27 protein-coding genes are annotated in these 23,397 nt (G+C 72.4%); 14 read left to right on the top strand and 13 right to left on the bottom strand.

What is annotated here, in order from left to right; all coding sequences use genetic code 11:
- Window positions 1–11: 11 nt before the first annotated feature.
- From ABD331_RS01725 to bar, 7 genes are all read right to left on the bottom strand, one after another.
- Window positions 12–512: a shikimate kinase gene (locus ABD331_RS01725; protein ID WP_344470360.1), complete on the bottom strand. Its 501-nt coding sequence runs from the start codon at window positions 510–512 to the stop codon at window positions 12–14.
- The gene (gene aroC, locus ABD331_RS01720; protein ID WP_344470358.1) at window positions 509–1,690 is read right to left on the bottom strand and encodes a chorismate synthase; all 1,182 of its coding nucleotides are present in this window, start codon (window positions 1,688–1,690) and stop codon (window positions 509–511) included. The genes ABD331_RS01725 and aroC overlap by 4 nt, the downstream gene beginning before the upstream one ends.
- Window positions 1,691–1,733: 43 nt before the next feature.
- Window positions 1,734–2,318, bottom strand: a complete 585-nt coding sequence (locus tag ABD331_RS01715; RefSeq protein WP_344470357.1) for a prepilin peptidase — start codon at window positions 2,316–2,318, stop codon at window positions 1,734–1,736.
- A gap of 129 nt (window positions 2,319–2,447) precedes the next feature.
- Window positions 2,448–2,987: an SseB family protein gene (locus tag ABD331_RS01710; protein WP_344470355.1), complete on the bottom strand. Its 540-nt coding sequence runs from the start codon at window positions 2,985–2,987 to the stop codon at window positions 2,448–2,450.
- An 11-nt stretch (window positions 2,988–2,998) separates the two neighbouring features.
- Window positions 2,999–3,952, bottom strand: coding sequence for an HD domain-containing protein (locus ABD331_RS01705; protein WP_344470354.1), 954 nt, complete (start codon window positions 3,950–3,952; stop codon window positions 2,999–3,001).
- The gene (locus ABD331_RS01700; protein ID WP_344470353.1) at window positions 3,949–4,278 is read right to left on the bottom strand and encodes a PadR family transcriptional regulator; all 330 of its coding nucleotides are present in this window, start codon (window positions 4,276–4,278) and stop codon (window positions 3,949–3,951) included. The genes ABD331_RS01705 and ABD331_RS01700 overlap by 4 nt, the downstream gene beginning before the upstream one ends.
- Window positions 4,279–4,356: 78 nt before the next feature.
- Window positions 4,357–5,448: a barbiturase gene (gene bar / locus ABD331_RS01695; RefSeq protein ID WP_344470352.1), complete on the bottom strand. Its 1,092-nt coding sequence runs from the start codon at window positions 5,446–5,448 to the stop codon at window positions 4,357–4,359.
- A gap of 125 nt (window positions 5,449–5,573) precedes the next feature.
- Between bar and ABD331_RS01690 the strand changes: the two genes are divergently transcribed.
- The 3 genes from ABD331_RS01690 to ABD331_RS01680 all read left to right on the top strand — a co-directional run bounded on the left by ABD331_RS01690 (window position 5,574) and on the right by ABD331_RS01680 (window position 8,727).
- Entirely contained in the window at window positions 5,574–6,242 is a 669-nt protein-coding gene (locus ABD331_RS01690; RefSeq protein WP_344470350.1) for an alpha/beta fold hydrolase, read from the top strand.
- A gap of 92 nt (window positions 6,243–6,334) precedes the next feature.
- The gene (locus ABD331_RS01685) at window positions 6,335–7,456 is read left to right on the top strand and encodes an FUSC family protein (protein ID WP_344470743.1); all 1,122 of its coding nucleotides are present in this window, start codon (window positions 6,335–6,337) and stop codon (window positions 7,454–7,456) included.
- A gap of 20 nt (window positions 7,457–7,476) precedes the next feature.
- The gene (locus ABD331_RS01680) at window positions 7,477–8,727 is read left to right on the top strand and encodes an FUSC family protein (protein ID WP_344470349.1); all 1,251 of its coding nucleotides are present in this window, start codon (window positions 7,477–7,479) and stop codon (window positions 8,725–8,727) included.
- Between the two features lie 15 nt (window positions 8,728–8,742).
- On the opposite strand, the gene ABD331_RS01675 is transcribed toward ABD331_RS01680, so the two are convergent.
- Entirely contained in the window at window positions 8,743–9,114 is a 372-nt protein-coding gene (locus ABD331_RS01675; protein WP_344470348.1) for a type II toxin-antitoxin system death-on-curing family toxin, read from the bottom strand.
- Window positions 9,111–9,296 (bottom strand): CopG family transcriptional regulator, encoded by a 186-nt coding sequence (locus tag ABD331_RS01670; protein ID WP_344470347.1) that lies wholly within the window; start codon window positions 9,294–9,296, stop codon window positions 9,111–9,113. The genes ABD331_RS01675 and ABD331_RS01670 overlap by 4 nt, the downstream gene beginning before the upstream one ends.
- A gap of 217 nt (window positions 9,297–9,513) precedes the next feature.
- On the opposite strand from ABD331_RS01670, the gene ABD331_RS01665 reads away from it, so the two are divergent.
- The gene (locus tag ABD331_RS01665) at window positions 9,514–9,852 is read left to right on the top strand and encodes an Atu4866 domain-containing protein (RefSeq protein WP_344470345.1); all 339 of its coding nucleotides are present in this window, start codon (window positions 9,514–9,516) and stop codon (window positions 9,850–9,852) included.
- Window positions 9,853–9,876: 24 nt separating this feature from the next.
- Window positions 9,877–10,395: a hypothetical protein gene (locus ABD331_RS01660; protein WP_344470344.1), complete on the top strand. Its 519-nt coding sequence runs from the start codon at window positions 9,877–9,879 to the stop codon at window positions 10,393–10,395.
- Between the two features lie 168 nt (window positions 10,396–10,563).
- Here the strand turns inward: ABD331_RS01660 and ABD331_RS01655 are convergent, their stop codons facing one another.
- The gene (locus ABD331_RS01655) at window positions 10,564–11,730 is read right to left on the bottom strand and encodes a pyridoxal phosphate-dependent aminotransferase (protein WP_344470341.1); all 1,167 of its coding nucleotides are present in this window, start codon (window positions 11,728–11,730) and stop codon (window positions 10,564–10,566) included.
- Between the two features lie 25 nt (window positions 11,731–11,755).
- On the opposite strand from ABD331_RS01655, the gene ABD331_RS01650 reads away from it, so the two are divergent.
- From ABD331_RS01650 to ABD331_RS01620, 7 genes are read left to right on the top strand one after another with little or no spacing between them, the layout of a single operon-like run.
- Window positions 11,756–13,456: an alpha/beta hydrolase gene (locus ABD331_RS01650; RefSeq protein ID WP_344470340.1), complete on the top strand. Its 1,701-nt coding sequence runs from the start codon at window positions 11,756–11,758 to the stop codon at window positions 13,454–13,456.
- The gene (locus ABD331_RS01645) at window positions 13,432–14,388 is read left to right on the top strand and encodes a DUF418 domain-containing protein (protein ID WP_344470339.1); all 957 of its coding nucleotides are present in this window, start codon (window positions 13,432–13,434) and stop codon (window positions 14,386–14,388) included. Before ABD331_RS01650 ends, ABD331_RS01645 begins: the two co-directional genes overlap by 25 nt.
- Window positions 14,348–15,124: a carbon-nitrogen hydrolase family protein gene (locus ABD331_RS01640; RefSeq protein WP_344470338.1), complete on the top strand. Its 777-nt coding sequence runs from the start codon at window positions 14,348–14,350 to the stop codon at window positions 15,122–15,124. Before ABD331_RS01645 ends, ABD331_RS01640 begins: the two co-directional genes overlap by 41 nt.
- A gap of 46 nt (window positions 15,125–15,170) precedes the next feature.
- Window positions 15,171–15,617, top strand: coding sequence for a hypothetical protein (locus tag ABD331_RS01635; RefSeq protein ID WP_344470337.1), 447 nt, complete (start codon window positions 15,171–15,173; stop codon window positions 15,615–15,617).
- Entirely contained in the window at window positions 15,614–16,009 is a 396-nt protein-coding gene (locus tag ABD331_RS01630; RefSeq protein WP_344470336.1) for a hypothetical protein, read from the top strand. Before ABD331_RS01635 ends, ABD331_RS01630 begins: the two co-directional genes overlap by 4 nt.
- A gap of 34 nt (window positions 16,010–16,043) precedes the next feature.
- Entirely contained in the window at window positions 16,044–16,541 is a 498-nt protein-coding gene (locus ABD331_RS01625) for a sigma-70 family RNA polymerase sigma factor (protein ID WP_344470335.1), read from the top strand.
- Window positions 16,538–18,433: a hypothetical protein gene (locus ABD331_RS01620; RefSeq protein ID WP_344470334.1), complete on the top strand. Its 1,896-nt coding sequence runs from the start codon at window positions 16,538–16,540 to the stop codon at window positions 18,431–18,433. Before ABD331_RS01625 ends, ABD331_RS01620 begins: the two co-directional genes overlap by 4 nt.
- Here the strand turns inward: ABD331_RS01620 and ABD331_RS01615 are convergent.
- A complete protein-coding gene (locus ABD331_RS01615) occupies window positions 18,430–19,914 on the bottom strand; it encodes a carboxyl transferase domain-containing protein (protein ID WP_344470333.1) in 1,485 nt (494 codons plus the stop codon). The genes ABD331_RS01620 and ABD331_RS01615 overlap by 4 nt on opposite strands.
- A 74-nt stretch (window positions 19,915–19,988) precedes the next feature.
- Complete coding sequence (locus ABD331_RS01610) at window positions 19,989–21,146, bottom strand: CaiB/BaiF CoA transferase family protein (RefSeq protein ID WP_344470332.1); 1,158 nt, start codon at window positions 21,144–21,146, stop codon at window positions 19,989–19,991.
- A gap of 77 nt (window positions 21,147–21,223) precedes the next feature.
- On the opposite strand from ABD331_RS01610, the gene ABD331_RS01605 reads away from it, so the two are divergent.
- A complete protein-coding gene (locus ABD331_RS01605) occupies window positions 21,224–21,754 on the top strand; it encodes a uridine kinase family protein (protein WP_344470331.1) in 531 nt (176 codons plus the stop codon).
- A 33-nt stretch (window positions 21,755–21,787) separates the two neighbouring features.
- On the opposite strand, the gene ABD331_RS01600 is transcribed toward ABD331_RS01605, so the two are convergent.
- Window positions 21,788–22,453 carry a histidine phosphatase family protein gene (locus ABD331_RS01600; RefSeq protein ID WP_344470330.1) on the bottom strand — a complete coding sequence of 222 codons (666 nt, stop codon included), beginning with the start codon at window positions 22,451–22,453 and terminating at the stop codon, window positions 21,788–21,790.
- Window positions 22,454–22,475: 22 nt separating this feature from the next.
- On the opposite strand from ABD331_RS01600, the gene ABD331_RS01595 reads away from it, so the two are divergent.
- Window positions 22,476–23,339: an NAD(P)-dependent oxidoreductase gene (locus ABD331_RS01595; RefSeq protein WP_344470329.1), complete on the top strand. Its 864-nt coding sequence runs from the start codon at window positions 22,476–22,478 to the stop codon at window positions 23,337–23,339.
- The last annotated feature ends 58 nt before the right edge of the window (window positions 23,340–23,397 follow it).

Here is a 23,397-nt window from a genome sequence, read left to right as displayed (position 1 = left end):
GGTCGCCTTGGTCATGCGGGCAGCCCCTTGACGATCTCGTCGGCGAGCTCCTCCGGCTCGCGCTTGTCGGTCACCACGGTGACCACGGCCAGCCGCTCGTAGACGGGCCTGCGCTCCTCCATGAGCTTCTTGAGCTGGCTGCGCGGGTTGAGCACCAGCAGCGGCCTGGCCGAGGCCAGCCCGACCCGCTGCACCGCGTCCGCCAGGCCCACCTGCAGGTAGACGACGTGGTGACCGGCGAGCAGCGCCTGCGTCTCCTCGTGCAGCACCGCTCCGCCGCCCAGGGACAGGACGCCGTCGTGCTCGGCCAGCGCGCGGCGCACGGCCTCGTGCTCCAGCTCGCGGAAGCGGGTCTCGCCGTCCTCGACGAAGATGTCGGAGACGGGCTTGCCCGCCACGGCCTCGACGTCGGCGTCGGTGTCGCGGAAGCCGAGGCCGAGCCGCTCGGAGAGCAGCCGCCCGAGCGTGCTCTTGCCGGACCCGGGCGGGCCGATCAGCACAACGCGTGTCATTTGATCACCATGGAAGAGAGGTAGCCGGACAGGTTGCGGGCGACTTCCTCCACGGAGTCGCCGCCGAACTTCTCGATCGCCGCGTCGGCCAGCACCAGCGCGACCATCGCCTCGGCCACGATGCCCGCCGCCGGGACGGCGCACACGTCGGAGCGCTCGTGGTGGGCCTTGGCGGCCTCGCCCGTCTTGACGTCGATCGTGGCCAGCGCCCTGGGGACGGTGGAGATCGGCTTCATGGCGGCGCTGACCCGCAGGATCTCGCCGTTCGTCATGCCGCCCTCGACGCCGCCCGCGCGGTTGGTGATGCGGCGCACGCCGTCGGCGGTGGTGTACTCGATCTCGTCGTGGGCGCGGGAGCCCGGCCTGCGCGCGGTCTCGAAGCCGTCGCCGACCGCGACACCCTTGATGGCCTGGATGCCCATGAGCGCGGCGGCCAGCCGGGAGTCGAGCCTGCGGTCCCAGTGCGTGTAGCTGCCCAGGCCCGGCGGCAGGCCGTAGGCGAGGACCTCGACGACGCCGCCGAGCGTGTCGCCGTCCTTGTGGGCCTTGTCGATCACGGCGACCATCGCGGCGCTGCCCTCGGCGTCGGAGCAGCGCACCGGGTCCTCGTCGATCCTGGCCAGGTCGCCGGGGCCGGGCAGCGTCTGCGACGGGGTGCGGGCGCCGCCGATCTCGGTCACGTGGCTGACGATGTCGACGCCGAGCGCCTGCTTCAGGAAGCGCCTGGCGACCTCGCCCAGCGCCACCCGCGCGGCCGTCTCCCTGGCGCTGGCCCTGTCGAGCACGTTGCGGGCGTCGTCGAAGCCGTACTTCTGCATGCCCGCCAGGTCGGCGTGGCCGGGACGGGGACGCGACCTGGGCGCGTTGCGCGCCATCCCCTCCAGCTCGGCCGGATCGACCGGGTCGGCCGACATGACCTTCTCCCACTTCGGCCACTCGGTGTTGCCCACGCGGATCGCGACCGGGCTGCCCATCGTGCGCCCGTGCCGGACGCCGCCGACGATCGTCACCTCGTCCTGCTCGAACTTCATCCGCGCGCCGCGCCCGTATCCGAGCCTGCGGCGGCGCAGGGCCTCGTCGATCGCGGCCGTGGTCACCTCTACCCCGGCCGGCAGGCCTTCCAGGACGGCGACGAGTTCGGGCCCGTGGGACTCTCCGGCGGTCAACCAGCGCAACATGCGTACAAGTCTTCCATGTACGGCCTAGTGAGATGTCCCTCGGTCACGATGCGAGACAGAGTGTCGGCAGCGTGCCGAGCAGCATGAAGGTGCCGAAAGGGAACTGGGTGTGCCTGGTGCCGCGGCCCGTCGCCAGCAGGGACAGCGCGTACAGCGCGCCGAGCAACTGCCCGCAGAACGCCGCCGCCAGCAGCGCCTGCCAGCTCATCGCCGCCGCCGCCATCCCGATCAGCCCGGCGATCTTGACGTCGCCGAACCCCATCGCCTCCGGCCTGACGAACCACAGCAGCCCGTACACCGCCGTCAGCACCACGCCGCCGGCCAGCGCCCTGGGCAGCTCTCCCGTCGGCAGCAGCGCCAGCATCATGATCGGGTACGCGGGGAGCGTGATCGCGTCGGGCAGCGTGCTGGTGCGCCAGTCGATGACGGCCAGGGCCACGGCGATCACGGCGAAGCACACGTACGGCGTGCCCGCCCGCCAGGCGACCAGTGCGGCCACGGCGGCACTCACCAGCTCCACGGCCGGCCAGCGGCGGGGGGTTGCGGCGGCGTAGCCGTCGTAGGAGGCGGCCAGCGAGCGGATGCGGTCTCCGCAGAACAGGCCGGCCAGCGCCATGAGTGCGACCACCCGGCCGACGCTAGCCGCACCCGGCCACGTGCCTCGCCCGGCCATACGAATCCGGTATGGCAGCGGCGCAGCACCGCCGTTCCGAACCTGACGCGGCACAGCGCGTCCGCATCGGAGACCGGAAGCGGCTCAGCGTCGCCGTGAGAACCAGCGGCGCTTACGCGGCGGCGCGGCCTCCTCCACTCTGGCCACCGTCACCCCGTCCAGCTCGTTCACCGTCCCTGACTCCACCGCCGCCAGCGCGGCCAGCACCTCGCCCTCGATGACGAACTGCACCGGCCCCGCCACGTCCACCACGACCGCCGCCGCCCGCTCCTGCACGGCGGCCCGGCAGACCTGCAGCGTCGTGGCCTGGATCGGCCGCGCGTCCGGCCGCCACCGGGTCAGCGCCGACGTGCCGGTGAACGCTAGCACCGCCTCCCGGCCGTCCTGCCCGACGAGCTTGGGCAGCGCCATCTCGCTCTCCTTCTCCTGCCGCAGCCCGTGCTCCCCCACCTCGGACTCGGTCAGCAGCGCCACCACGGGCACCAGCAGCCGGGCGCCGCCCAGCGCGTTCAGCACCTCGGCGGGACCGGCCGTGCCCGCCTCGTAGGCGGCCAGCGCGGCGGCGACGGCGGGGGCGGCGCTGCCGTCGTCGTTCGGGTCAAGGGGTTGCGGGATGCTCGGCACAGCGTCCGAGACTACCCGCGCCCGTCACCGCCCCCGAGCCTGGCCCGGATCGCGCGAACCGCCGCGACCAGTACGGGCGGCACGGTGATCGCGATCACCACGGCGTCGGCGACCCGCTCGGCCGCCGCGTCCAGCACCAGCCAGGCGAGCAGCGGCGTGAGCAGGGCCCATGTCCGCAGGTCCGACCGCACGACCCAGCGCAGGCACCGCACCACCGCACCCACCACTCCACCACCACGCCGGAGGGCATCCCGCCGACGCAGGGTCAGCGCCATCCGCGGCATCCCGGCCATCAGCCAGCACACGAATCTCAGCCGAGCCCTTCCGCCGGGCAGCGCGAGCAACTCCCCCAGCCATTCCTCCAGCCACCTGCCCCGAACGCCTGCCGGAAGCATGATCGCGCCTGCGGTGATGACGCCGAAGCAGGCCTGGGCGCCACCGAGCCCGGACAGGTTCGCCATGGCCAGCCGCCGCAACTCCTCCTCGACCTCCGTCAGCCCGAGCCTTCGCGCGACGGGTGCGACGACGTCCAGGTTCTCCTGCGACTTCACCCGTTGCCTGCTCTCGGGCAGACCGCTGATCGTGCGCTGGTTGTGCAGCCGGTCGGCGAGCTTGAGCGTGAGCACGCGCTCGTCCGTCGAGACAGCCCAATCGGGCGGTCGGCGCTCGGCGTCGTCAAGCATCCGCATGCCATGCAGCAGGTCCGTGATCCGCTCGCCGAACGCCTCAGCGTCCGTGGGCACCTCGTGCAGCAGCGCCGCGCACAACATCTCGTGATCCAGGTCCAGCTCGGCCACGATCACGGCGACGGCGACCGGATGGGTGATGAAGGGGCTCCCGTCCCGGCGGAACTGCCCGCTGTGCCAGCGGTCGGCCACCTCGTACGCGCGCCGCACCACCCCCAGTTGCTCACCGGTCAGCGACCCACCGGCGACCTTCAGCAAAGGCTGCAGATGCCCGCTCACGGCAAGCCCACCACCCACCCCGGCACCCGCTGCCTACGCGCCCGGTAAGCCTCCGCGACCGCCTCCCGCGCCTGCTGCGCCCCATCCGTGGTGACCCGGTAGTAACGACGCCGGGGACGCCCCTCCGCCACGTGGGCCTCCGGGTCCTCCCACCGGCTCTCCACCCACCCGGCCTGCTCCAGCCGGGCCAGAATCGGATACAACGTCCCACTGGGCAGCCCCGCGACCTCGCACAACTCCAGCCCGTAACGCTCGCGCGGGGGATCGTCCAGGAAGGCCCGCAGGACCGCCTGCGTCGGCATGGTCATCCGTAAACCGGCCCGCATGTCTCGAACTCTACATAGGTAGATGTACGCGCACCGTCGCCGAACAGCCCGAGTTGTATGACTCCCGATGCAGGTAGATCAGCCCAGGTCGGCGATCGCCGCCACCGGCCCGCCGCCCGACGGCCCCTGGTGCACGGCCGCCACCGACACGAACACCGCCGGATCCCCGGTGACCGAAGCGGCCACCCCGCCCACGGCCGCCTTGATCTGCCGGTGCCAGTGCACGTCCGAGTCGTCCAGCATGATGTTGCGCCGCCCGCGCACCCGCCCCGACGGGTCGGCCTCGCACTTCATGAACACGTTCACCAGCCTCCCCCCGAGGTCGGACGGGTGGGGCCGGTCGGGCAGGGAGAGGCCGGAGTCGCGGATGGCCTGCCAGATGCCGTCGGCGTCCAGCGCGTCCTTCATGACGCTGTGCCCGATGCGGTAGCGCCCGCCGATCCCCCGCACGTTCCCGACCAGCACGATCTGCGCGCGGTCCAGCTCCACCCCCGACGAGCAGGAGGCGACGGACGAGTACAGCGACAGGTCCTTGTGGATCTGGCCGGCGGCCGGCATCTCGATCTCGCCGAGCGCGACGGCGATGCCGAGGGCGGTGGTCGAGTTGGACAGGTCCATGGAGGGGCCGGTCTCCTCGATGGCGGTGTCCTGGCCGCGGCTCTTGGCGTCGGTGATGGTGGCCAGGGTGAGCAGCGGCGTCTTGGTCTGGACGTAGTGGACGTCGCGCGGGTCGTCGATGCCGGCGATCTTCATGGCCTCCCGTACGCCGGCGGCGACCTTCTCCACCATGGCGGGGCGGCCGATGTCCTCGGGCAGGATGACCTCGCTCATCGCGACGCCGACGGACAGCCTGGGCTCCTCGGAGGCGGGGGCGTCGGCCGTGGTGGCGAAGACGGTGGCGTGCGGGCTGAGGATGCCGTCCGTGCCGCCCGACCAGACCAGCGGGACGCTCTCCGGCGACGGATGCCCGTGAGTGGCCAGGACCTCGCGGAAGGCGCGGTCGGCGAGGATGCGGGTGTAGTCGTTGACGCCGCCGTTGCCCTCGGTCTTGCCGATGACCGCCAGCACCCGGTCCGCCTCGATCACGCCGTCGGCGATGAGCCTGGCCAGGCCGGAGGCGTCGGTGACGCTCTCGATCGGCACCTTGCGCACTTCGATCGGGTCCGGCATGCGTTGCCCTTTCTGCTGGCGGCGGGTCCCCACGCTACCGAGCCGGCCGGCGGGGTTCATGGTCAATGTGTGCCCATGAAGACCGGCGGTGATGTCAAGGTGCGCTGACGTCGTAGGGTCGGGCTGTGATTCGCGACGCGCACGTCAACGGGCTCAGACTCGTCTACCGTGAGGAGGGCGACCCCTCCTCTCCGCCGCTGATGCTGATCCACGGCCGTACCGCCGACCACAACGACTGGAACGGCATCACCCAGCACTTCGCCGCCCGTCACCACGTGTTCGTGCCCGACCTGCGCGGCCACGGGGCCAGCGACCACCCGGGCGAGTACCCGCTGCCCGGCATGGCGGCGGACGTGGTGGCGCTGCTCGACCACCTGGGCGTCGGGCGGGTCACGCTCATCGGGCACTCGCTCGGCGGCGTGGTCGCCGCTCTCGTGGCGGCCGGGCATCCGGGACGGATCGAGCGGCTCGTGCTGGAGGACCCGCCGCCCGCGTACCCGCTGACGGGGCGTTCTCCGATCGTGGAGGACGACTCGACCGGGTTCGACTGGCGGATGGTGCACCAGACCGAGCGGCAGATGCTCGAACCCACGTGGGGCGAGGGGCTCAAGGAGATCACGGCGCCCACGCTGGTGCTGTCGGGGACGCTCAGCCCGTTCGAGCCGGACGTGGCGGCGCGGATCCCGGCGGCGGAGCTGGTCAGGATCGAGGCCGGGCACCTGGTCCACATGGACGCCCGCAAGGAGTTCCTGCGCGCGGTGGACGCCTTCCTCGGCCATCCTCCCCAGGTCTGAGGCTGAGCAGGACGCGGCGCTCGATTGCACCGTTCTCATCGGCCTGTAACCGCCGTGTCACGTTCCCAGGCCAGGGTAGGTGCGTGGTTGACATGCACCTGCACCAGCGCCTGAGCAGGCTCCGGCTGATGGCGCCCTCGATCGGTCAGTGCGCGGCGGGCGCCGCGCTGGCGTGGCTGGTGGCCAAGGAGGTGCTGGGTCATCCCAGCCCGTTCTTCGCGCCGATCGCGGTGGTGGTGTGCATCGGCGTGGGCCTCGGGCAGCGGTTGCGGCGGGTGGGCGAGCTGGTCGTCGGGGTCAGCCTGGGCGTCGGCGTGGGCGACCTGCTGGTGTCGTGGATCGGCTCGGGCGCCTGGCAGATCGCGCTGGTGGTGGCCCTCGCCATGACGGTGGCGGTGCTGCTCGACAGCGGCTCGCTGATCGTGCTGCAGGCGGGCTCGTCGGCGGTGCTGGTCGCCACGCTGCTGCCGCCGTCCGGTCTGGGCGGGCTCAACCGCATGCTGGACGCCCTGGTCGGCGGCCTCATGGGGCTGCTGGCCGTGGCGTTGCTGCCCGCCAGCCCGTCGGCGCTGGCCGCGCGGCACGCGACCGGCATGTTCGGCGCGCTGGCCGACGCGTTGCGCCGGATCGCCGAGGCGATCGAGCGGTCCGACTCGGCGCTGGCCGGTGAGGCGCTGGAGGCGGCGCGGGGCACGCAGACGAGCGTGGAGGAGTTCAAGCAGGCGCTGCAGACCAGCCACGAGATCGCCACCATCTCGCCGCTGCACCGCCACCGCCGCCCCAGGCTGGAGGGCTACCGGACGGCGGCCGTGCCGCTCGACCACGCGCTGCGCAACGCCAGGGTGCTGGCCAGGCGGGCGATCGTGGCGCTCGACGGCTCCAGCCCGCTGCCGCCCTGGCTGCCAGGGGCGCTGCGCGAGCTGGCCGACGCGACCGTGCTGCTGCGCGACGAGCTGGCCGGGGGCCGCTCCCCGGAGAGGGCGGGCCTGGCGATCCTGTCCGTGGCGTCGCGGCAGGGGGCCGAGCGGTGGGGTTTCTCGGCGGACGTGATGATCGCCCAGCTCCGGTCGATCATCGTGGACCTGCTCCAGGCGACGGGCACCGAACGCGAGGAGGCCGTCGCCGCGCTCCCGCCTCTGGACGTCCGTCCGGAGCCACCGCCCACACCTGACGAAAAGGACTTAGCTGGGGCAAACGTGACCTTACTGTCATAAAGATCCGCCATGGTGGAAGGGTGCTAAACAGGCTCAGCGATCTCGTCAAGGAACGGCTGGGCACGTTCGGCCTCACAGCGCCGTCGATCGCGCAGTGCGCGGTGGGCTCCGCCCTGGCCTGGACCGCCGCCATCGAGTTGCTCGGCCACCCCCGCCCGTTCTTCGCCCCCATCTCCGTGCTGATCTGCGTGGGCGTCGGCCTCGGGCAGCGGCTGCGGCGGGTCGTCGAGCTGGTCGTCGGGGTCAGCCTCGGCGTCGGCGTCGGCGACCTGCTGGTCTCGTGGATCGGCTCCGGCGCCTGGCAGCTCGCGCTCGTCGTCGCCCTCGCCATGACGGTCGCCGTGCTGCTCAACAGCGGAGCCCTGTTCGTCGCCCAGGCCGGCTCCTCAGCCGTGCTGGTCACCACCCTGGTGCCCGGCGACGGCGCCGGCGGCCTCGACCGCATGGCCGACGCGCTCACCGGCGGCGTCATCGGCATCGCGGCCGTCGCCCTGCTGCCCGCCAGCCCGTACGCCATCGCGGCCAAACACCTGTCGGGGGTGCTCGACGCGCTGTCCACGGTGCTCGAACGGGCGGCGGAGGCCATCGAGAAACGCGACGCCGACCTGGCCGCCGAAGCGCTGGAGGAGGCGCGCACGACGCAGACGGCGGTGGAGGAGTTCGAGGCCGCGCTGGAGACCAGCAAGGAGATCACGATGATCTCGCCGCTGCACTGGCACCGGCGGGCCCGCCTGGCCCGCTACGAGACCGCCGCCGTGCCCGTGGACCTGGCGCTGCGCAACGCCCGCGTCCTCAGCAGGCGCACCCTGGCCTCCCTCGGCGAGGCCAGCCCGCCGCCCGCCGCGCTGGCGGAGGCGATGCGCGAGGTGTCGGAGGCGGCGCTGCTCCTGCAACTGGAGCTGGGCGCCGGGCGTGAGCCTGCCCTGGCCCGGCAGGCGCTGCTGGCGGTGGCGGCCCGGGAGCGGCCGGCGCGGCTGGGGTTCTCCGCGCATGTGATCATCGCGCAGTTGCGGTCCGTGGTGGTGGATCTGCTGCAGGCTACGGGGATGGAGCACGAGGAGGCCACGGCGGCGTTGACGCCGCTGGATGAGACGGGCCCGGGCAAGGGGACGGGCACTCGGGGTGGGGGCGGCTCAGGCGAACAGGCCGGCTCGGGCGGACAGGCCGACCCAGGCGAACAGGCCAGCCCGAACGGACAGGCCGACCCGAACGGACAGGCCAGCCCGAGGGAACAGGCCGATGCTAGCGACGAGACGACGCGGCGAGGGTGACGGGCCTGCGCGGGCTCAGGTGAAGGTGCGCAGGACGGCGGCGATCTCGTCCACCTCGGTGAGCTTGCCCGAGGCGACGGCGATGACGAGCTCGTAGGCCGAGTCGTCGTCAGTGTCGAGCTCGAGGCCGTTGTACCGCAGGAAGACGTCCGTCACGAGCCACGACAGGCGTTTGTTGCCGTCGATGAGCGGGTGATTGGTCGCCAGCGATTGCAGCAGCGCGGCGGCCTTGGTGATGAGATCGGGGTAGGCCTCCTGCCCGAACATGGACGAGCCCGGCCGGTGCACCGCCGAATCGAGGAGGCCGAGGTCCCTGACAGCCAGGACGTCGCCGAGCTCGGCCTCCGCCAGCTCGAGAACCTGCTCGAGCGTGAGGTAGCGAGTCACTCGCCCAGCCGATCGAGCACCGTCCGCCAACGCTCCCGCGACTTGGCACCGAGGCGGCGCACCTCCTCGTCGGCACTGTGCCGCGCGAGATACTCCTCAACGGCTGTCAGCACGATCTGCTGCATGCTCCGCCCTTCAGCCTCCGCACGCTTGCGGAGGGCCTCGGTCTGCTCGTCACTCAAGCGAAGGGTCATAGCCATACCCCAAGCGTAGACACGAGGCGGTATCACCGCGATACCACCACGGAGAGTCCACTCTTCCTCACCCTCCGCTGAACGAACTTCCGGGATCCGCGTGGGTGGGTGCGTCCCCCCTAGGAACTTCTCACCACTCCCTCCACCTCCCCGACCTCGGCAGACTCGGTCCCAGACCCACCACCCGGACCGACGGAGGTTCCACATGATCGGCAAAGCGCTGCTCACCCTCGGCCTGCTCACCGCGATGACCGCCTGCGCCGACGGCGGCCGTGCCCCGAAGCAGGCGCCGGAGCGTACGGGCGCGTCCCCGCACCCGTACGTGGGCATGTGGGTGACCGCCGACGGCCGCATCAGGCAGGAGCTGCTGCCGAACGGCCGCTACGAGGAGGAGCGCGACGGACGCAAGCGCGCCTACACGGGCCGCTACACCGTCACCGGCGACCACCTCGACTACTACGACGACGCCGGGTTCACCGCCACCGGCGACGTGCGCGACGGGGTGCTCTATCACGAGCACCTCGTCCTCTACCGGAAGCGGTGACGGGATCGCACTAAAGTGCGCCGGATGGGAGATCTGTACGAGCTCACGCTGTCGCTGGATCTCAGCGCCGACCTCACCGGGGACGAGCTGGCCGAGCTGCGCTGGCACACGGGCCAGGGGCCGCGCCCGGAGCGGCTGCCGATCGGCAGCGACCACTACCTGGAGGCCTACCCGCTCGGCGACCCCGACGACCCCGCCTGTGAGTGGGACACCGCGGAGCCGGAGCCCCTCCTGGCGGGACGCGGCGCGGGGTGGCAGGTGGGGGGTGCGCTCGTGGCCGAGCTGGTCGGGCGGAAGAATCCGGACGGCTGGGCGCTGACGGCGCGCCAGGCCGTGCATCCCGACAGCTTCTACCTGGTCAGGACCCTGTTGGGCTGGCTCGGGCGGCGTTCGCTGCACGCCGGCACGGGGGGCGTCGAGTTCTTCGTCGGTTATCTGCGCTTCTGCGAGAGCGTGGAGATCGCTCCGCTCGTCCTGCTGGACGGGCGGATCCGGGTGCCGGCGGAGGTCGAGGCGCACACCCCGTACTGGGAGGGCCCTTGAACCGACGCACCGCCGGCCGTGAGCGGCGGGCCAGCCAGCCGTGAGCGGCGCGGTCAGCCAGCCGTGAGCGGCGCGGTCAGCCAGCCGTGAGCGGCGCGGTCAGCCAGCCGTGAGCGGCGCGGTCAGCCAGCCGTGAGCCGCACGGTCAGCCAGCCTTGAGCGGCGGGGTCAGGAGGACAGGCGCTTGAGCCGGGTCACCGCCTCGTCGATGACCTCGTCCTTCTTGCAGAAGGCGAACCGCACGAAGTGCCGCCCCCGCTCCGCGTGGTCGTAGAACACCTGCGTCGGGATGGCCACCACCCCCGCCAGCTCGGGCAGCCGCCGCGTCAGGTCGAGCCCGTCGGAGAAGCCCAGCGGCCGGATGTCGGTCTGCACGAAGTACGTGCCCGCGGGCCGCAGCACGGAGAAGCCCGCCGCCGACAGCCCCTCCATCAGCCGGTCGCGCTTGTCCTGGAGCCCGGCGGCGAGGGCGGCCACCCACTCCATCTCGTGCCGCAGCCCGTAGGCGACGGCGAGCTGCCACGGCGCACTGGCGGTGAAGGTGAGGAACTGCTTGACCGTCTGCACCGCCGTGATCAGCGAGGCAGGCGCGCACACCCAGCCGGTCTTCCACCCGGTGACCGAGAACGTCTTGCCCGCGGACGAGATCATGAGCGTGCGTTCGCGCATGCCGGGCAGCGTGGCCATCGGCACGTGCTCGATCCCGTCGAAGGTGAGGTGCTCGTACACCTCGTCGGTGATCGCGATCAGCCCGTGCTCCTGGCACAGCTCGGCGATGACGGTCAGCTCGTCGCGGGTGAAGACGGTGCCGGTGGGGTTGTGCGGCGAGTTGACCAGGATGGCGCGGGTGCGCGGGGTGACGGCGGCGCGCAGCTCGTCGGGGTCGAAGGTGAAGCGCCCCTCGACCGGTCTGAGCGTGACGGCCACGAGCCGGGCCTGGGCCAGCGCGATCGAGGCGGCGTAGGAGTCGTAGTAGGGCTCGAAGGCGATCACCTCGTCGCCCGGCTCGCACAGCGCGAGCACGCTCGCCGCGATGGCCTCGGTGGCGCCCACCGTGACCATGATCTCGCCGACCGGATCGTAGGTGAGCCCGTAGTGCGCCGCCCGGTGCTCCGACACCGCCTGCCGCAGCTCCAGCACCCCCGGCCCCGGAGGGTACTGGTTGGCGCCCGCGCCGATGGCCTGGACGGCCCGGTCGAGCATGGCGGCCGGACCGTCGGTGTCGGGGAAGCCCTGCCCGAGGTTGATCGATCCGGTCTGGACGGCGAGTGCGCTCATCTCCGCGAAAATGGTCGTGCCGAAGGCGCGCATCCTGCTGACAAGTGGTTCGGTCACGGCTCCACACTATTAGTCTCGTCCCGTGATCATTCGGGTCGTGCTCGCCCTCGCCCTGTCCGTGCCTCCCGTCATGACTTCGGCCGCGGCGCCGTCGGCCCCCTGCCCCGTCCCCGTTCCCGTCCGTACGAGCTGCGGTTTCCTGGAGGTTCCCGAGCGCAGGGACGCCCCCGAGCGGAAGATCAAGGTCGGGTACGCCGTGCACCTGTCGACGGCCGCCGACCGCAAGCCCGACCCCGTCGTGTACATGAGCGGCGGCCCTGGATCGGCGTCGATGCAGCTCACGGCGTTCCTGAGCCAGATGTTCCCGGACCGGGACGTGGTAACCGTCGAGCAGCGCGGCAGCAGGTACTCCGAGCCGCGGCTGGCCTGCCCCGAGACGGCGCAGGCGCTGCTCGGGCAGCTCAGGCAGCCGCGGGCGGACGTGGCGGACGCCGCGCGGCGCTGCCGCGAGCGGCTCGCCGAGCGGGGCGTCGACCTGCGCGGCTACAACACGAAGGAGATCGCGGCGGACGTCGTCGCGTTGCGGCGGCGGCTCGGGTACGCGTCGTGGAACCTGTTCGGCGTCAGCTACTCGACCAGGGTCATGATGGACGCGGCCGCGGCCGACCCGGAGGGCGTGCGGTCGGTGGTGCTCGACTCGTACCTGCCGGAGGGCGTCGCCTGGTACGACGACGCCGAGCGGAACCTGGGCGACACGATGGCGCTGCTGGGGGTGCGCGAGGCGTACGAGAGCATGGTGGCGCGGCTCAACCGCGCGCCCGCCGTCGTCCCGGTGCTGGATCCGCTGGCGGGGCGGGAGTTCGCGGCGCGGATGCGCGGCGACGACGTGGCCGCGATCCTGGCGGAGGCGCTGCACGAGGCGGAGGTCGCCGCCGTGGCGCCGGCGATGGTGAGGGCGCTGGCCACCGGGCACGACGAGTTGCTGCGCCCGCTGGCGGACGCGGTGGGCGAGGGGCTGACCTCGCACGAGTTCGGGCTGTACCACGCGGTGCAGTGCCAGGACGAGGTCCCGTTCAACACTTTCCAGCAAAAATCACGACTTTTCACCATAAATGCGGATAAAGCGATGTGTGAGGCGTGGCGGCTGCCGAAGAGCGCGGCTGTGAACGCCACCACCAAGGCCCCCGTCTACGTGCTCGGCGGCCAGTACGATCCCACCACGCCCCCGAGAACCTCAGGCCCGGCCGCCGAGTCCCTGCCCGACGGCCGTTTCCAGCAGCTCGCGGGCCTCTCCCACGCCGTCTTCCTGTCCGGCGCCTGCGCCCGTCAGCGGATCGCCGCGTTCCTCGCCGACCCCGCCCACCAGGCGCTCACCCCGTGCCCGGCGCCGGACATCCAGCCGGGCGGCCTGCACGTGACCGCCGCGCCATACCGGATCTCCCAGTCCCCGTGGACGGCCGCGCCCCTGGGCCTGTTCGCGCTGGCCTGCCTCGTCCAGCTCGTCACGGCCGCGCTGAAGGGCCGGGCGCTGCCCGCGTTCGGCGGGCTGGCGGGCGTGGCGTTCGCCGGCGTCGTCGCCCAGTCCGTCGTCGCCCTGCTCGGCAGGAACGAGACCGCGCTGGCCGTCGGCCTGCCCGACCTGGTGGTGCCCTACAGCTCGATCGCGGTGATATCCGCCATACTGACCGCTGCGGCCCTGTTCAGAGACCGCAGATGGCCGCAAATCGCGGCAACCGTCATCAGTGGCGGATTCCTCGTATGGTGGTTCACCTGGGTCCTGTAAAGACGCGCATTCGTGAGCTCGACGCCCTACGCGGCTTCGCGGTGGGCGGGATCATGCTGGTCAACACCTGGCAGCACGTCGAGGTCAAGAAGGCGCACCCGGTGGGGCTCGACTGGTTCGTCGAGGGCCTGTTCCAGAGCCGGTTCTATCCGATCTTCTCGTTGCTGTTCGGCATCAGCTTCCTGCTGTTCCTCCAGGGCAACAGCCGGTGGGCGCTGCTGAGCAGGTTGTTCTGGCTGTTCTGCTTCGGGGTGATCCAGCACCAGTTCTACGAGGGCGAGGTGCTGACCGACTACGCCTTCTACGGCGCGCTGGTGCTGCTGCCCGCCTCGTTCCTGGCCGAGGGGCTGCCCGTGCTGCTGCTGGGCGTGGCTGGGGTCGGATGGGCGCTGATGCCCGGCGTGCGCGGCGGGCCGTTGCTGATCCCCGGCCTGTTCCTGGTCGGCATGGGCCTGTGGCAGCTAAGGCCGCCCAGGTCGTTGCTGCTGCCCGCGTTCGCGGTCACCGCGCTGGCCTCGGTGCTGCTGACGATGGCGTGGGCGAGCACCAACGACTGGACCGTCTACAGCGTGGCCGCGCTGGCGGGCGCGGCGGCGTACTCGCTGGGCCTGCTGCTGATCCTGCGGCCGTGGCTGTCGGCGATCCTGGAGCCGCTGGGCAGGATGGCGCTGACGAACTACGTCTCCGGCACCGCCGTCATCGTCCTGGCGCTGCCGCTGCTGGAGGCCGACCGCACCCGGTGGTCGGTGGTCGGGCTGACGGCGGTCACGCTGCTCGCGCAGGTGCTGTTCAGCAGGTGGTGGCTGGCGAACTTCAGGTACGGCCCGCTCGAATGGACCTGGCGGTGCCTGACCTGGTTTCGACTGGTGCCCAACCGGTTAAAGTCGGGCCGTGACGAGAATCGCCCTCTGCCAGATCCCGGTGTCCCCTGACCCGTCCACGAACCTCAAGAGGGTCAGGGAAGCACTCGCGTCCGCCGAAGGCGCCGATCTGGCGATCTTCCCCGAGGCCACGCTGACCCGGTACGGCCGGCGGATCACCACGCTGGCCGAGCCGCTGGACGGGCCGTTCGTGTCGGGGCTGGCCGAGTCGGCCCGCGAGCACGGGCTGGCGGTGATCGCGGGCGTGTTCGAGCCCGGCGAGGATCGCGTGCACAACACGGCGGTGGCGATCGACGGTCAGGGCGAGATCAAGGCGGCGTACCGGAAGATCCACTTGTTCGACTCGTTCGGCGCGAAGGAGTCCGACCTGGTCGCGCCCGGCGCAGAGCCAGCGGTGGTGGAGCTGGCGGGCGTCAGGGTCGGGCTGATCACCTGCTACGACATCCGCTTCCCCGAGCTGGCCAGGGCGCTGGTCGACCAGGGAGCCGAGCTGTTCGCGGTGATCGCCGCGTGGGGCTCGGGGCCGCTCAAGGAGGACCACTGGGTGACCCTCGTCAGGGCGCGGGCGCTGGAGAACACCATGTGGACGGCCGCCGTCGGCCAGGCGCCCAACCCGGCCGAGTCGTCCGACGGCTTCGGGGTGGGCCGCAGCATGCTGGTCGACCCGCTCGGCGTGGTGCGCTCCGACCTGGGCACCGGCCCCGGTGTGCGGATCGTCGAGGTGGACGAGGAGTGGACGGCCACCGCCAGGGCGACGCTGCCGTGCCTCGAACACCGGGTGCTGTGACCCCCGCGCGGTCCATCCGAGGGTCAAGCGATCGTAAAGTAGGACTGTGAGCGGAACGCAGATGCAGAAGGTGGTCCCGCCGCGTCTGCTCGTGCCATATCTGTCGGGCAAGCGCACGGTCATCTCGGGTTACGTCTACCGGGTGCAGGATTGTGTCAGGCTGACCACCCCCGAGGCCCTCTACTACGGGCTCGACCTGTCCTTCGACGGCTCCGAGCTGTTCGCCGAGGTACCGGAGCTGTACATGATGCGCTGGTTCGCCCGCGACGTCGACACCTACGCGGTGCCGTACGGGCCGCACATGGGCGGCGACTGGAGCGACGCGCCGCCGTTCGCCGGCAACGGGTTCACCACGTCGTCGGAGCACGTGGTGCCGCAGTTCCACACCGTCCCGATGCCGATCCCGGCCGGGGCGGAGATCGTGCACGTCACCGGCGAGGGCGAGCGGCCCTACGCCGACTACGACGGGCTGACCTGGCGGCCGGCCGCATGAGCGACGAGATCGCGCCGGTCGCCTCCGGCTTCGTGGCCCGCTTCGGCGAGCGCACCCTGCCGGCCGCGCTCGGCCCCGACAACGACCAGGTCGTGCTGTTCAGCGAGGAGAAGCTGGAGGGCTTCGAGTCCGCGTCCGGCTACTGGCGGCGGGTGGTGCCCCGCTCGCAGGTCGAGTGGCTGGTGCTGATCCGCACGGTGGGCGCGTTCGGCGGCGAGCCGTGCATCGTGCTCGACGAGGACGACGACGGCCTGCACATCGCCTACACCGGGCACAGCGGGATGAAGGCCGAGGCGCTCGGCTACTGGATGGTCGACCACGGCGCGTACGAGGTCGTGGTGCCCCGCGAGGAGGTCTTCTCCATCCGCGTCGAAAGGATTCCGGTCCCTTAGTCAACGATCGGCGCGTCCGCGTGTCCTAAGGGATGTGACCGAAACAGCGACCATGGCGCAGCCGTCGTTCGCCGAGCTGTTCGCGGCCCAGTACCACTCGCTGGTACGCCTGGCCGGGCTGCTCGGCGCGGACGATCCTGAGGACATCGCCCAGGAGGCGTTCGCCCGGCTGCACTCGCGGCGGCTGCGCGACGACGGGGCCGCGATGGCCTACCTCCGCGCCACCGTCTGCAACCTGACCCGTAACCGCCTGCGGCACCTGCGCCTGATCAGGCTGCGCCGTCCCGACCCTCCCGAGCCCGTCCGCAGCAGCGAGCACACCGTGCTCGTCTCCGAGGAGCACCGCGAGCTGCTCGCGGCCGTGAGCCGCTTACCGCGCCGCCAGCGCGAGGCCCTCGTCCTGCGGTACTGGCTGGACCTGTCGGAGCGCGAGATCGCCGACGCGATGGGCGTCTCGCCCGGATCGGTGAAGACCCACGCCAGCCGGGCGCTGGCGGCCCTGGGCAGGGCGCTGAAGGAGGAGGAACGGTGAACGACCTGGAAGAGCGCCTGCGGGCCGCGTTCGACGCCCGGGCCAGAACCTTCGAGACCAGCCCTGACGCCTGGCTGCGGACGCGTGAGCGCCGGCCGCGCCGGTACCGGGCGCTGCGCCTGGCCGCGGCGGCGCTGCCGGTGGCGCTGCTGGCCGTGTTCGTTCCCGTCCTGCTCGACGGGGGCCTGGGCAGGAACACCGCGGCCGACACCGACGCCGTCTACCAGCAGCTCATGCGGGACAGGACCCCGGCAGGGGAGCAGGTGAGCGTGGACAACCCGACGGAGGGCAAGCCGCTGCGGCTCTGGTTCGCCAAGGCCGGGTCAGGCCATCCCGAGCTCTGCTTCGTGCTGGAGCGGGCGGGCGCGCAGGCGGACGGCAACTGCTCCGCCGTCACGGAGGAGACCGGGTCGGAGGCCTGGTTCGCCGGCAGCACCCTGCGCGGCGGCGCGGAGACCGCCATGGACTGGGGCGTGGCGGTGCGGGACGTCGGCGGGATCACCGGGGTGGCCAAGGACGGGCAGCGCTTCCCCGGCACGCTGCTGAGGCCGGCCGGGGCGCCGTACGCGATCTGGACCGTGACCTATCCCGCCCGGCACGCGATGTCGGCGATCGAGCTGGCGGACGGCGAGGGCAGGGCGATCGGTTCGTCGCCGCGCGCCCTGATGGAGGGGCAGGAGGCGGGCGAGGACCTCGGCCCGTCGCTGGAGCTGCCCGGCGGCGTCACCGCGCACGCGAGGCGGTCGGCGCAGGTCACCACGATCCTCTGGACGCGGCAGGGCGCGCATCTCGTCTCCAGCGCCGCCGAGCTGAACGAGCCGGTGTCCGCGATGCGGGGCGGGGACGCGATCGTGGGCCTGGCCCGCGAGAACGTGGCCAAGGTCGGCTTCGTCTTCGCCGACGGGACGACGGCCGAGACCGAGGCCACGCCGGATCCGTGGAACCTGGGCCTCAGGGTGTTCGCCGCGGCGGCCACCGGCCTGCGGGGCCGCTTCACGACGATCGCCTACGACGTGTCCGGTGCGGAGATCTGGCGGGACGAGGGCGCGGAGAACCTCCCGCCGGTCGGCGAGGTGATGACCGTTCCGGGCACCGAGGGCTCCGGCGAGCCGGTGCGCGCCTGGTTCGCCAGGATCACCATGAAGGGTGGTCGCGGCGACGCGATCACGCTGTGCCGGTCGCACCACCTGGGCGGCACGGTGTGCTCGGGTGACAGGCTGGAGCGCCCGTTCTCCGCGTACAAGACGATCGGATATCTGCCGGAGCCCGGCACCGTCACCTACCTCGGGGTGGCCCGCGAGGAGTGGAAGTCGGTGACGGCGGTCCTCTCGGACGGGCGCCGGGTCGAGGCCGCGTTCCTGCGCGGCGCGGGCACTCCCGCGCCGATCTGGCACCTGACGATCCCGAACGGCGGCGTGACCGTCGCGGGCTTCACCGTGCGGCCGCAGGACGGGCCGCTGGAGCGGCATCCGGAGCCGGACAGGACCTGCGGGCGCAGAGCCGTGAGCGTCGAGCGCCAGCCACTGGCGGCGGGCGTGAGCGCCGCCGTGGCCGAGCCCTCCTGCCTGGCCTTCTTCTTCGAGGGCGGCCAGGTGGACACCTCCATGTTCGGGCCGCTGCCCGGCGGGAAGCTGAGCGACCTGCTCGGCGCCGGCCAGCCGGTGCGGTGGGGGCGCGGCACGAGCACCTGGTACGGCTACGCGCCCGCCGGCACGGCCAGGGTCGAGCTGGTCACCTCCAACGGCCTCACCGGCACCGCCGAGGCCGTGCCCGACCGGTTCGGGCAGGGCGTGACGCTGTTCGCCGCCCCGATCCCCGAGGGCGGCGAGCTGTCGGCCGGCATGGTCATCAAGGGCTTCGACGCCGGCGGCCGGCAGCTCTGGAAGTACTAGCCCAGGTTGCGGTAACGGGCCTGGCGGGCCGCGAAGCGGTCGGCCGGGCTCACCCGCAGCAGCCCCGCGATCTCGTACTCCAGCGCCCGCCCCACCCGCTCGCAGAACTGCCTGGGCTCGTAGGCGGCGTCGGGCAGCTCGGGGATCACCCGGTCGGCGATGCCGTCGCGGCGCAGGTCGGTGGCGCGGATGTGCTGCGCCTGGGCGATCTCGGGGGCGAAGTCGACCGAGCGGTAGAGGATCGCGGAGGCGCCCTCGGGCGGCAGCGGCGCCAGCCAGGCGTGCTGTGCGCACAGCACCCGGTCGGCGGGCAGCAGCGCCAGCGCCGCGCCGCCCGCGCCCTCGCCGAGCAGCAGGCAGACGGTCGGCGCGTCGAGCGTGAGCAGCTCGGCCAGGCAGCGGGCGATCTCGGCGGCCAGGCCGCCCTCCTCGGCCGCCTTCGACAGGTCGGCTCCGGCCGTGTCGATCACGGTGACCAGGGGCAGGCCCAGCTCGGCGGCCAGCCGCATGCCGCGCCTGGCCACCCGCAGCCCGGCGGGGCCGAGCGGCGAGTTGGTGCGCTGCAGCCGCCGGTCCTGGCCGAGCACCACCGCGGGCGCGGTGCCGAACCTGGCCAGCGCGAGCAGCAGCCCCGGCTCGTTCTTGCCCTCCCCGGTGCCGCTGAGCGGCGTCACCTCGGTGGCGGCGAGCTTGAGCAGCGTACGCACGCCAGGCCGATCGTCGCGCCGGGACCTGGTGATCGCCTCCCATGCCTCCACCGGCCGCAGGTCCTCCTCGGGCGGCTCGCCCGCCTCGATGGCCGAGCGGTCGGCGGCGAGCACGGTCAGCGCCCTGACCGCCACCTCCCGCGCCTCCTCGGCCGAGACCACCGCGTCGAGCAGGCCCTTGCCGTGCAGGTTCTCCGCCACCTGGACGCCTTCGGGGAACCTGTAGCCGTGCAGCGACTCGAACACCCGCGGCCCCAGGAACCCGATCAGCGCTCCCGGCTCGGCCACCGTGACGTGCCCGAGCGACCCCCAGGACGCGAACACCCCGCCGGTCGTCGGATGCCGCAGGTACACCAGGTACGGCAGGCCGACCGCCCGGTGCGCCTGGATCGCCGCGGTGATCTTCACCATCTGGACGAACGCGAGCGCGCCCTCCTGCATGCGCGTGCCGCCCGAGGCGGGCAGGGCCAGCAGCGGCAGCCGCTCGCGGGTGGCCCGCTCGGCCGCGGTCACGAACCGCTCGGCCGCCACCACCCCGATCGAGCCCGCCATGAACGCGAACTCGCACGCCGCGACGGCCACCCTGCGCCCGTCGAGCAGCCCCTCGCCGGTGATCACGGCCTCGTCGTAGCCGGACTTGACGCGGGCCGCGGCCAGCTCGTCGGCGTAGGAGGAGCCGGGCTCGGCCGGATCGGCGGGCGGCGCGTCCCACGACTTCCACGACCCCCGGTCGAGGATCGTTTCGATCAGTGTGCGCGCGTCCGGACGGCTCACTATCGCTCCCTAGAGGTCAGCCAACGTTGCAATGTTGACGCATGAGCGCCCCGGCCGGTGCCGCCTGTTCGCGATCATCTTTCGCGCTCCTCCAGCCAGCCGAGCACGGCCTCGCCGTCCTGGCCGAGCGCGGGCGGCGCGGTGTGCTCGAACCCGGTCAGCCCGTCGAAGCGCAGCGGCGGGCCCGGCAGCTCGATCGTGCCCAGCACCGGGTGCTCCACCTCGACGACCAGGCCCTGCGAACGGGTCTGCTCCCACGCGTAGACCTCGTCGAGCGTCCTGATCGCGCCCGCGGGCACGCCCGCCTCGGCCAGCCTCGCCAGCCAGTGGTCGCGGTCGTGGGCGGCCAGGGCCTTCTCCATGTCGGCGATCAACTCGTCGCGGTGGGCGAACCTGTCGCGGTTGGTGGCGTAGCGGGGCTGCTCAGGATCGAGGTCGAGGAGCGCGGCGACCTTGCGCCACTGGCCGTCGTTGGCGGCGGCGATCTGCAGCATGCCGTCGGAGCAGCGGAAGGCGCCGTAGGGGGCGATCGAGGCGTGGTGGTTGCCGCCCGCGGCGGGCACCTTGCCGCCGACCGTCCAGGCGGTGCCGTGGTAGGAGTGCACGCCGGTGATCGCGGCCAGCAGCGAGGTGCGCACGACCCGGCCCTTGCCGGTGCGGGCGCGCTCGTGCAGCGCGGCGACGACGCCGTACGCGCCGTACATGCCGGCCAGCAGGTCGCCGATGGAGGCGCCGACGCGGTACGGCTCGTCGGGCGAGGGGCCGGTCAGCGACATCAGGCCGCCCTCGCCCTGGGCGATCTGGTCGTAGCCCGGCCGGCCGCCCTCGGGCCCGTCGTGGCCGAAACCGGTGATCGACAGGACGACCAGGCGCGGGTTGAGCTCGTGCAGGCGCTCGACGGTGAAGCCGAGGCGGTCGAGCACGCCGGTGCGGAAGTTCTCCACGAGGACGTCGCTCTGGCGTACGAGCCGCTCGATGAGCTGCTTGCCCTCAGCGGACTTGAGGTCGACGGCGATGGACTGCTTGTTGCGGTTGGCCGCCAGGAAGTAAGTCGAAATATCGTGATCCGGCCCGACGAACGGCGGCCCCCAGCCGCGTGACTCGTCGCCCCCGTCCGGATGCTCGACTTTGATCACCCGAGCGCCCAGGTCACCGAGCATCTGCGCGGCGTGCGGCCCGGCCAGGGCCCTGGACAGATCGAGCACGACGATGTCACCGAGGGGTCCGAGCAAGATCCAACCTCCTGCTTGCGTTCGGGGTGAAAGAACATTCTCTCAGGCGGGCGTCTCCCGTCACCTACCCTGGGTCGGTGAAAGACCTGGCCTCTCGCATTTCCCGGCTGCGCCCCTCCTGCGGCCCCGTCCGGCTGGTGGCCGTGGACGGTCCCGCCGGATCGGGCAAGACGACCTACTCGGGACGGCTGGCGGCGGAGCTGGGTTGCCAGGTGATCCACAGCGACGACTTCCCCGTGCCGTGGGAGGCGGGGCCCGGCGGCTGGTTCCACGCCCTGGAGTCCCAGGTCCTGCGCCCGCTCCAGCGCGGGCTCCCCGGGAGTTTCCGCAGGTACGACTGGGTGCGCGGCGCCTACGCCGAGCAGGTGGCCGTGCCGGTCGCGCCCGTCCTCGTCATCGAGGGCGTCGGGACGGCCCGGGCCTCGGTGGCGGAGCTGCTCGCGTACACCGTCTGGGTTGAGGCCGCCGAGCCGGTGCGCCTGCGGCGGGTCCTGGCCCGCGACGGCGCCGCGCTGGAGCCGCGCTGGCGCGAGTGGTTCGCGGCCGAACGGGCCTGGTTCGCCGCCGACCACACCCGGGAACGCGCCGACCTGGTGGTCACGACGTAAGGCGGTTCTGATTACGACGTGAGGCAGCTCTGTTCACGACGCGAGGTGGCCGACGTCGTTGAAGCTGAGCAGCTCGCCGGCGCGCCACACGGACACCGAGGCGTTCAGCACCGGCGCGAACTCCAGCACGGCCGCCAGCTCCGCGTCCGGCCTGCCGTCCAGGACGTGGCGCAGCGCCAGCACCACCGAGTCGTGCGCGACGATCAGCACCCGCCGCCCGCTCGCCCGCCCGTCCAGGTCGTGCAGGAAGCCGCGCAGCCGCACCACGACGTCGGCCAGCGACTCGCCACCGGGCGGACGGTACGCGTAGGCGCCCTCAGCCTCCCGACGCGCCAGCTCCCCGGGATGCCGCTCCCTGATCGCCGCCAGGTTGAGCTGCGCGAACGCGCCCGGCTCCTGATCCCTGAGCCGCCCGTCCACGCTCACGGGCAACGGCCCCGCGCCCCACGCCTCCTGGGCGAGCCTCCAGGTGTCGAGCGCGCGCAGGTACGGCGAGCACCACACCAGCTCGGGCGCCTCGTCCCCCGGCAGGGCCGCCAGCAGCCCGCCGAGCGCCGCCGCCTGCGCCCTGCCCAGCTCCGTCAGCGTCACTTCGTCGTCGCCCCGCTCGTAGACCAGCGGCGTCTCGCCCGCCTGCCGGTGCGCCAGGTTCGCCTCGCTCTCGCCGTGCCGCACCGCCATGATCCGTTCGGGGCCCATGCGCCGATCGTACGGTGGGGGCATGACTTCTGTCGCAGTACTCGGAACGGGGCTCATGGGGCTGCCCATGGGCCGGAACCTGGCCAGGGCCGGCCTGCGGGTGACGGCGTGGAACCGCACCAGGGACAAGGCCCTCCCGCTGGAGGCGGACGGCGCGGCCGTCGCGCACTCCCCCGCCGAGGCCGTCGAGGGCGCCGACGTGGTCGTCACCATGCTGAGCGACGGCGACGCCGTGCACGAGGCCGTCACGGCCGCCGCCCCTGGGCTCAGGGCGGGGCAGGTGTGGGCGCAGATGAGCACGGTCGGCGTGGCCGCCGTGGACCGCCTGTCGGCGCTGGCGTCCCAGCACGGCCTCACCTTCGTGGACGCGCCCGTCCAGGGCACCCGGCAGCCCGCCGAACAGGGCACGCTCGTCATCCTCGCCTCCGGCCCTCCGCCGGCGCGGGAAACGCTGGAGCCGGTGTTCGAGGCGCTCGGGCAGCGGACGCTCTGGGTCGGCGACGCCGCCGGGGCCGGCACGCGGCTCAAGATGGCCACCGTCAGCTACGGCATCTCGCTGACGGCCGTGGTGGCCGAGGCCCTGGCGCTCGCCCATGGTCTCGGGCTCGATCCGGACCTGGTGCGGCAGGTGATCACAGGCGGGCCGATGGACAGCGCCTACTTCCAGGCCAAGGCGGCGGCCATCCTGTCAGGCGACTTCACGCCCAGCTTCACCGTGCGCAACGCCGAGAAGGACACGCGGCTGATCCGGGAGGCCGGTCAAGGGGTGGGGGTGCGGATGGATGTGGTGGCCGCGGCCGGGGAGAGGTTGCGGCGGGCGGAGGCTGGGGGGCATGGGGATGAGGACATGGCGGCTACGTATTTCGCGAGCTTCGACGAGGCGTAGGCGTTAGGGTTCGTGGCAGGCCGCCTTCCTACGGGGAGGATGGAAGTGGGCCCGGGTG

Origin of the sequence: Nonomuraea monospora (assembly GCF_039531895.1) — a bacterium.
Taxonomy (GTDB): Bacteria; Actinomycetota; Actinomycetes; order Streptosporangiales; family Streptosporangiaceae; genus Nonomuraea; species Nonomuraea monospora.
Note: the sequence above shows the minus strand (reverse complement) of the source record. Positions and strands in the feature narration are given on the sequence as shown.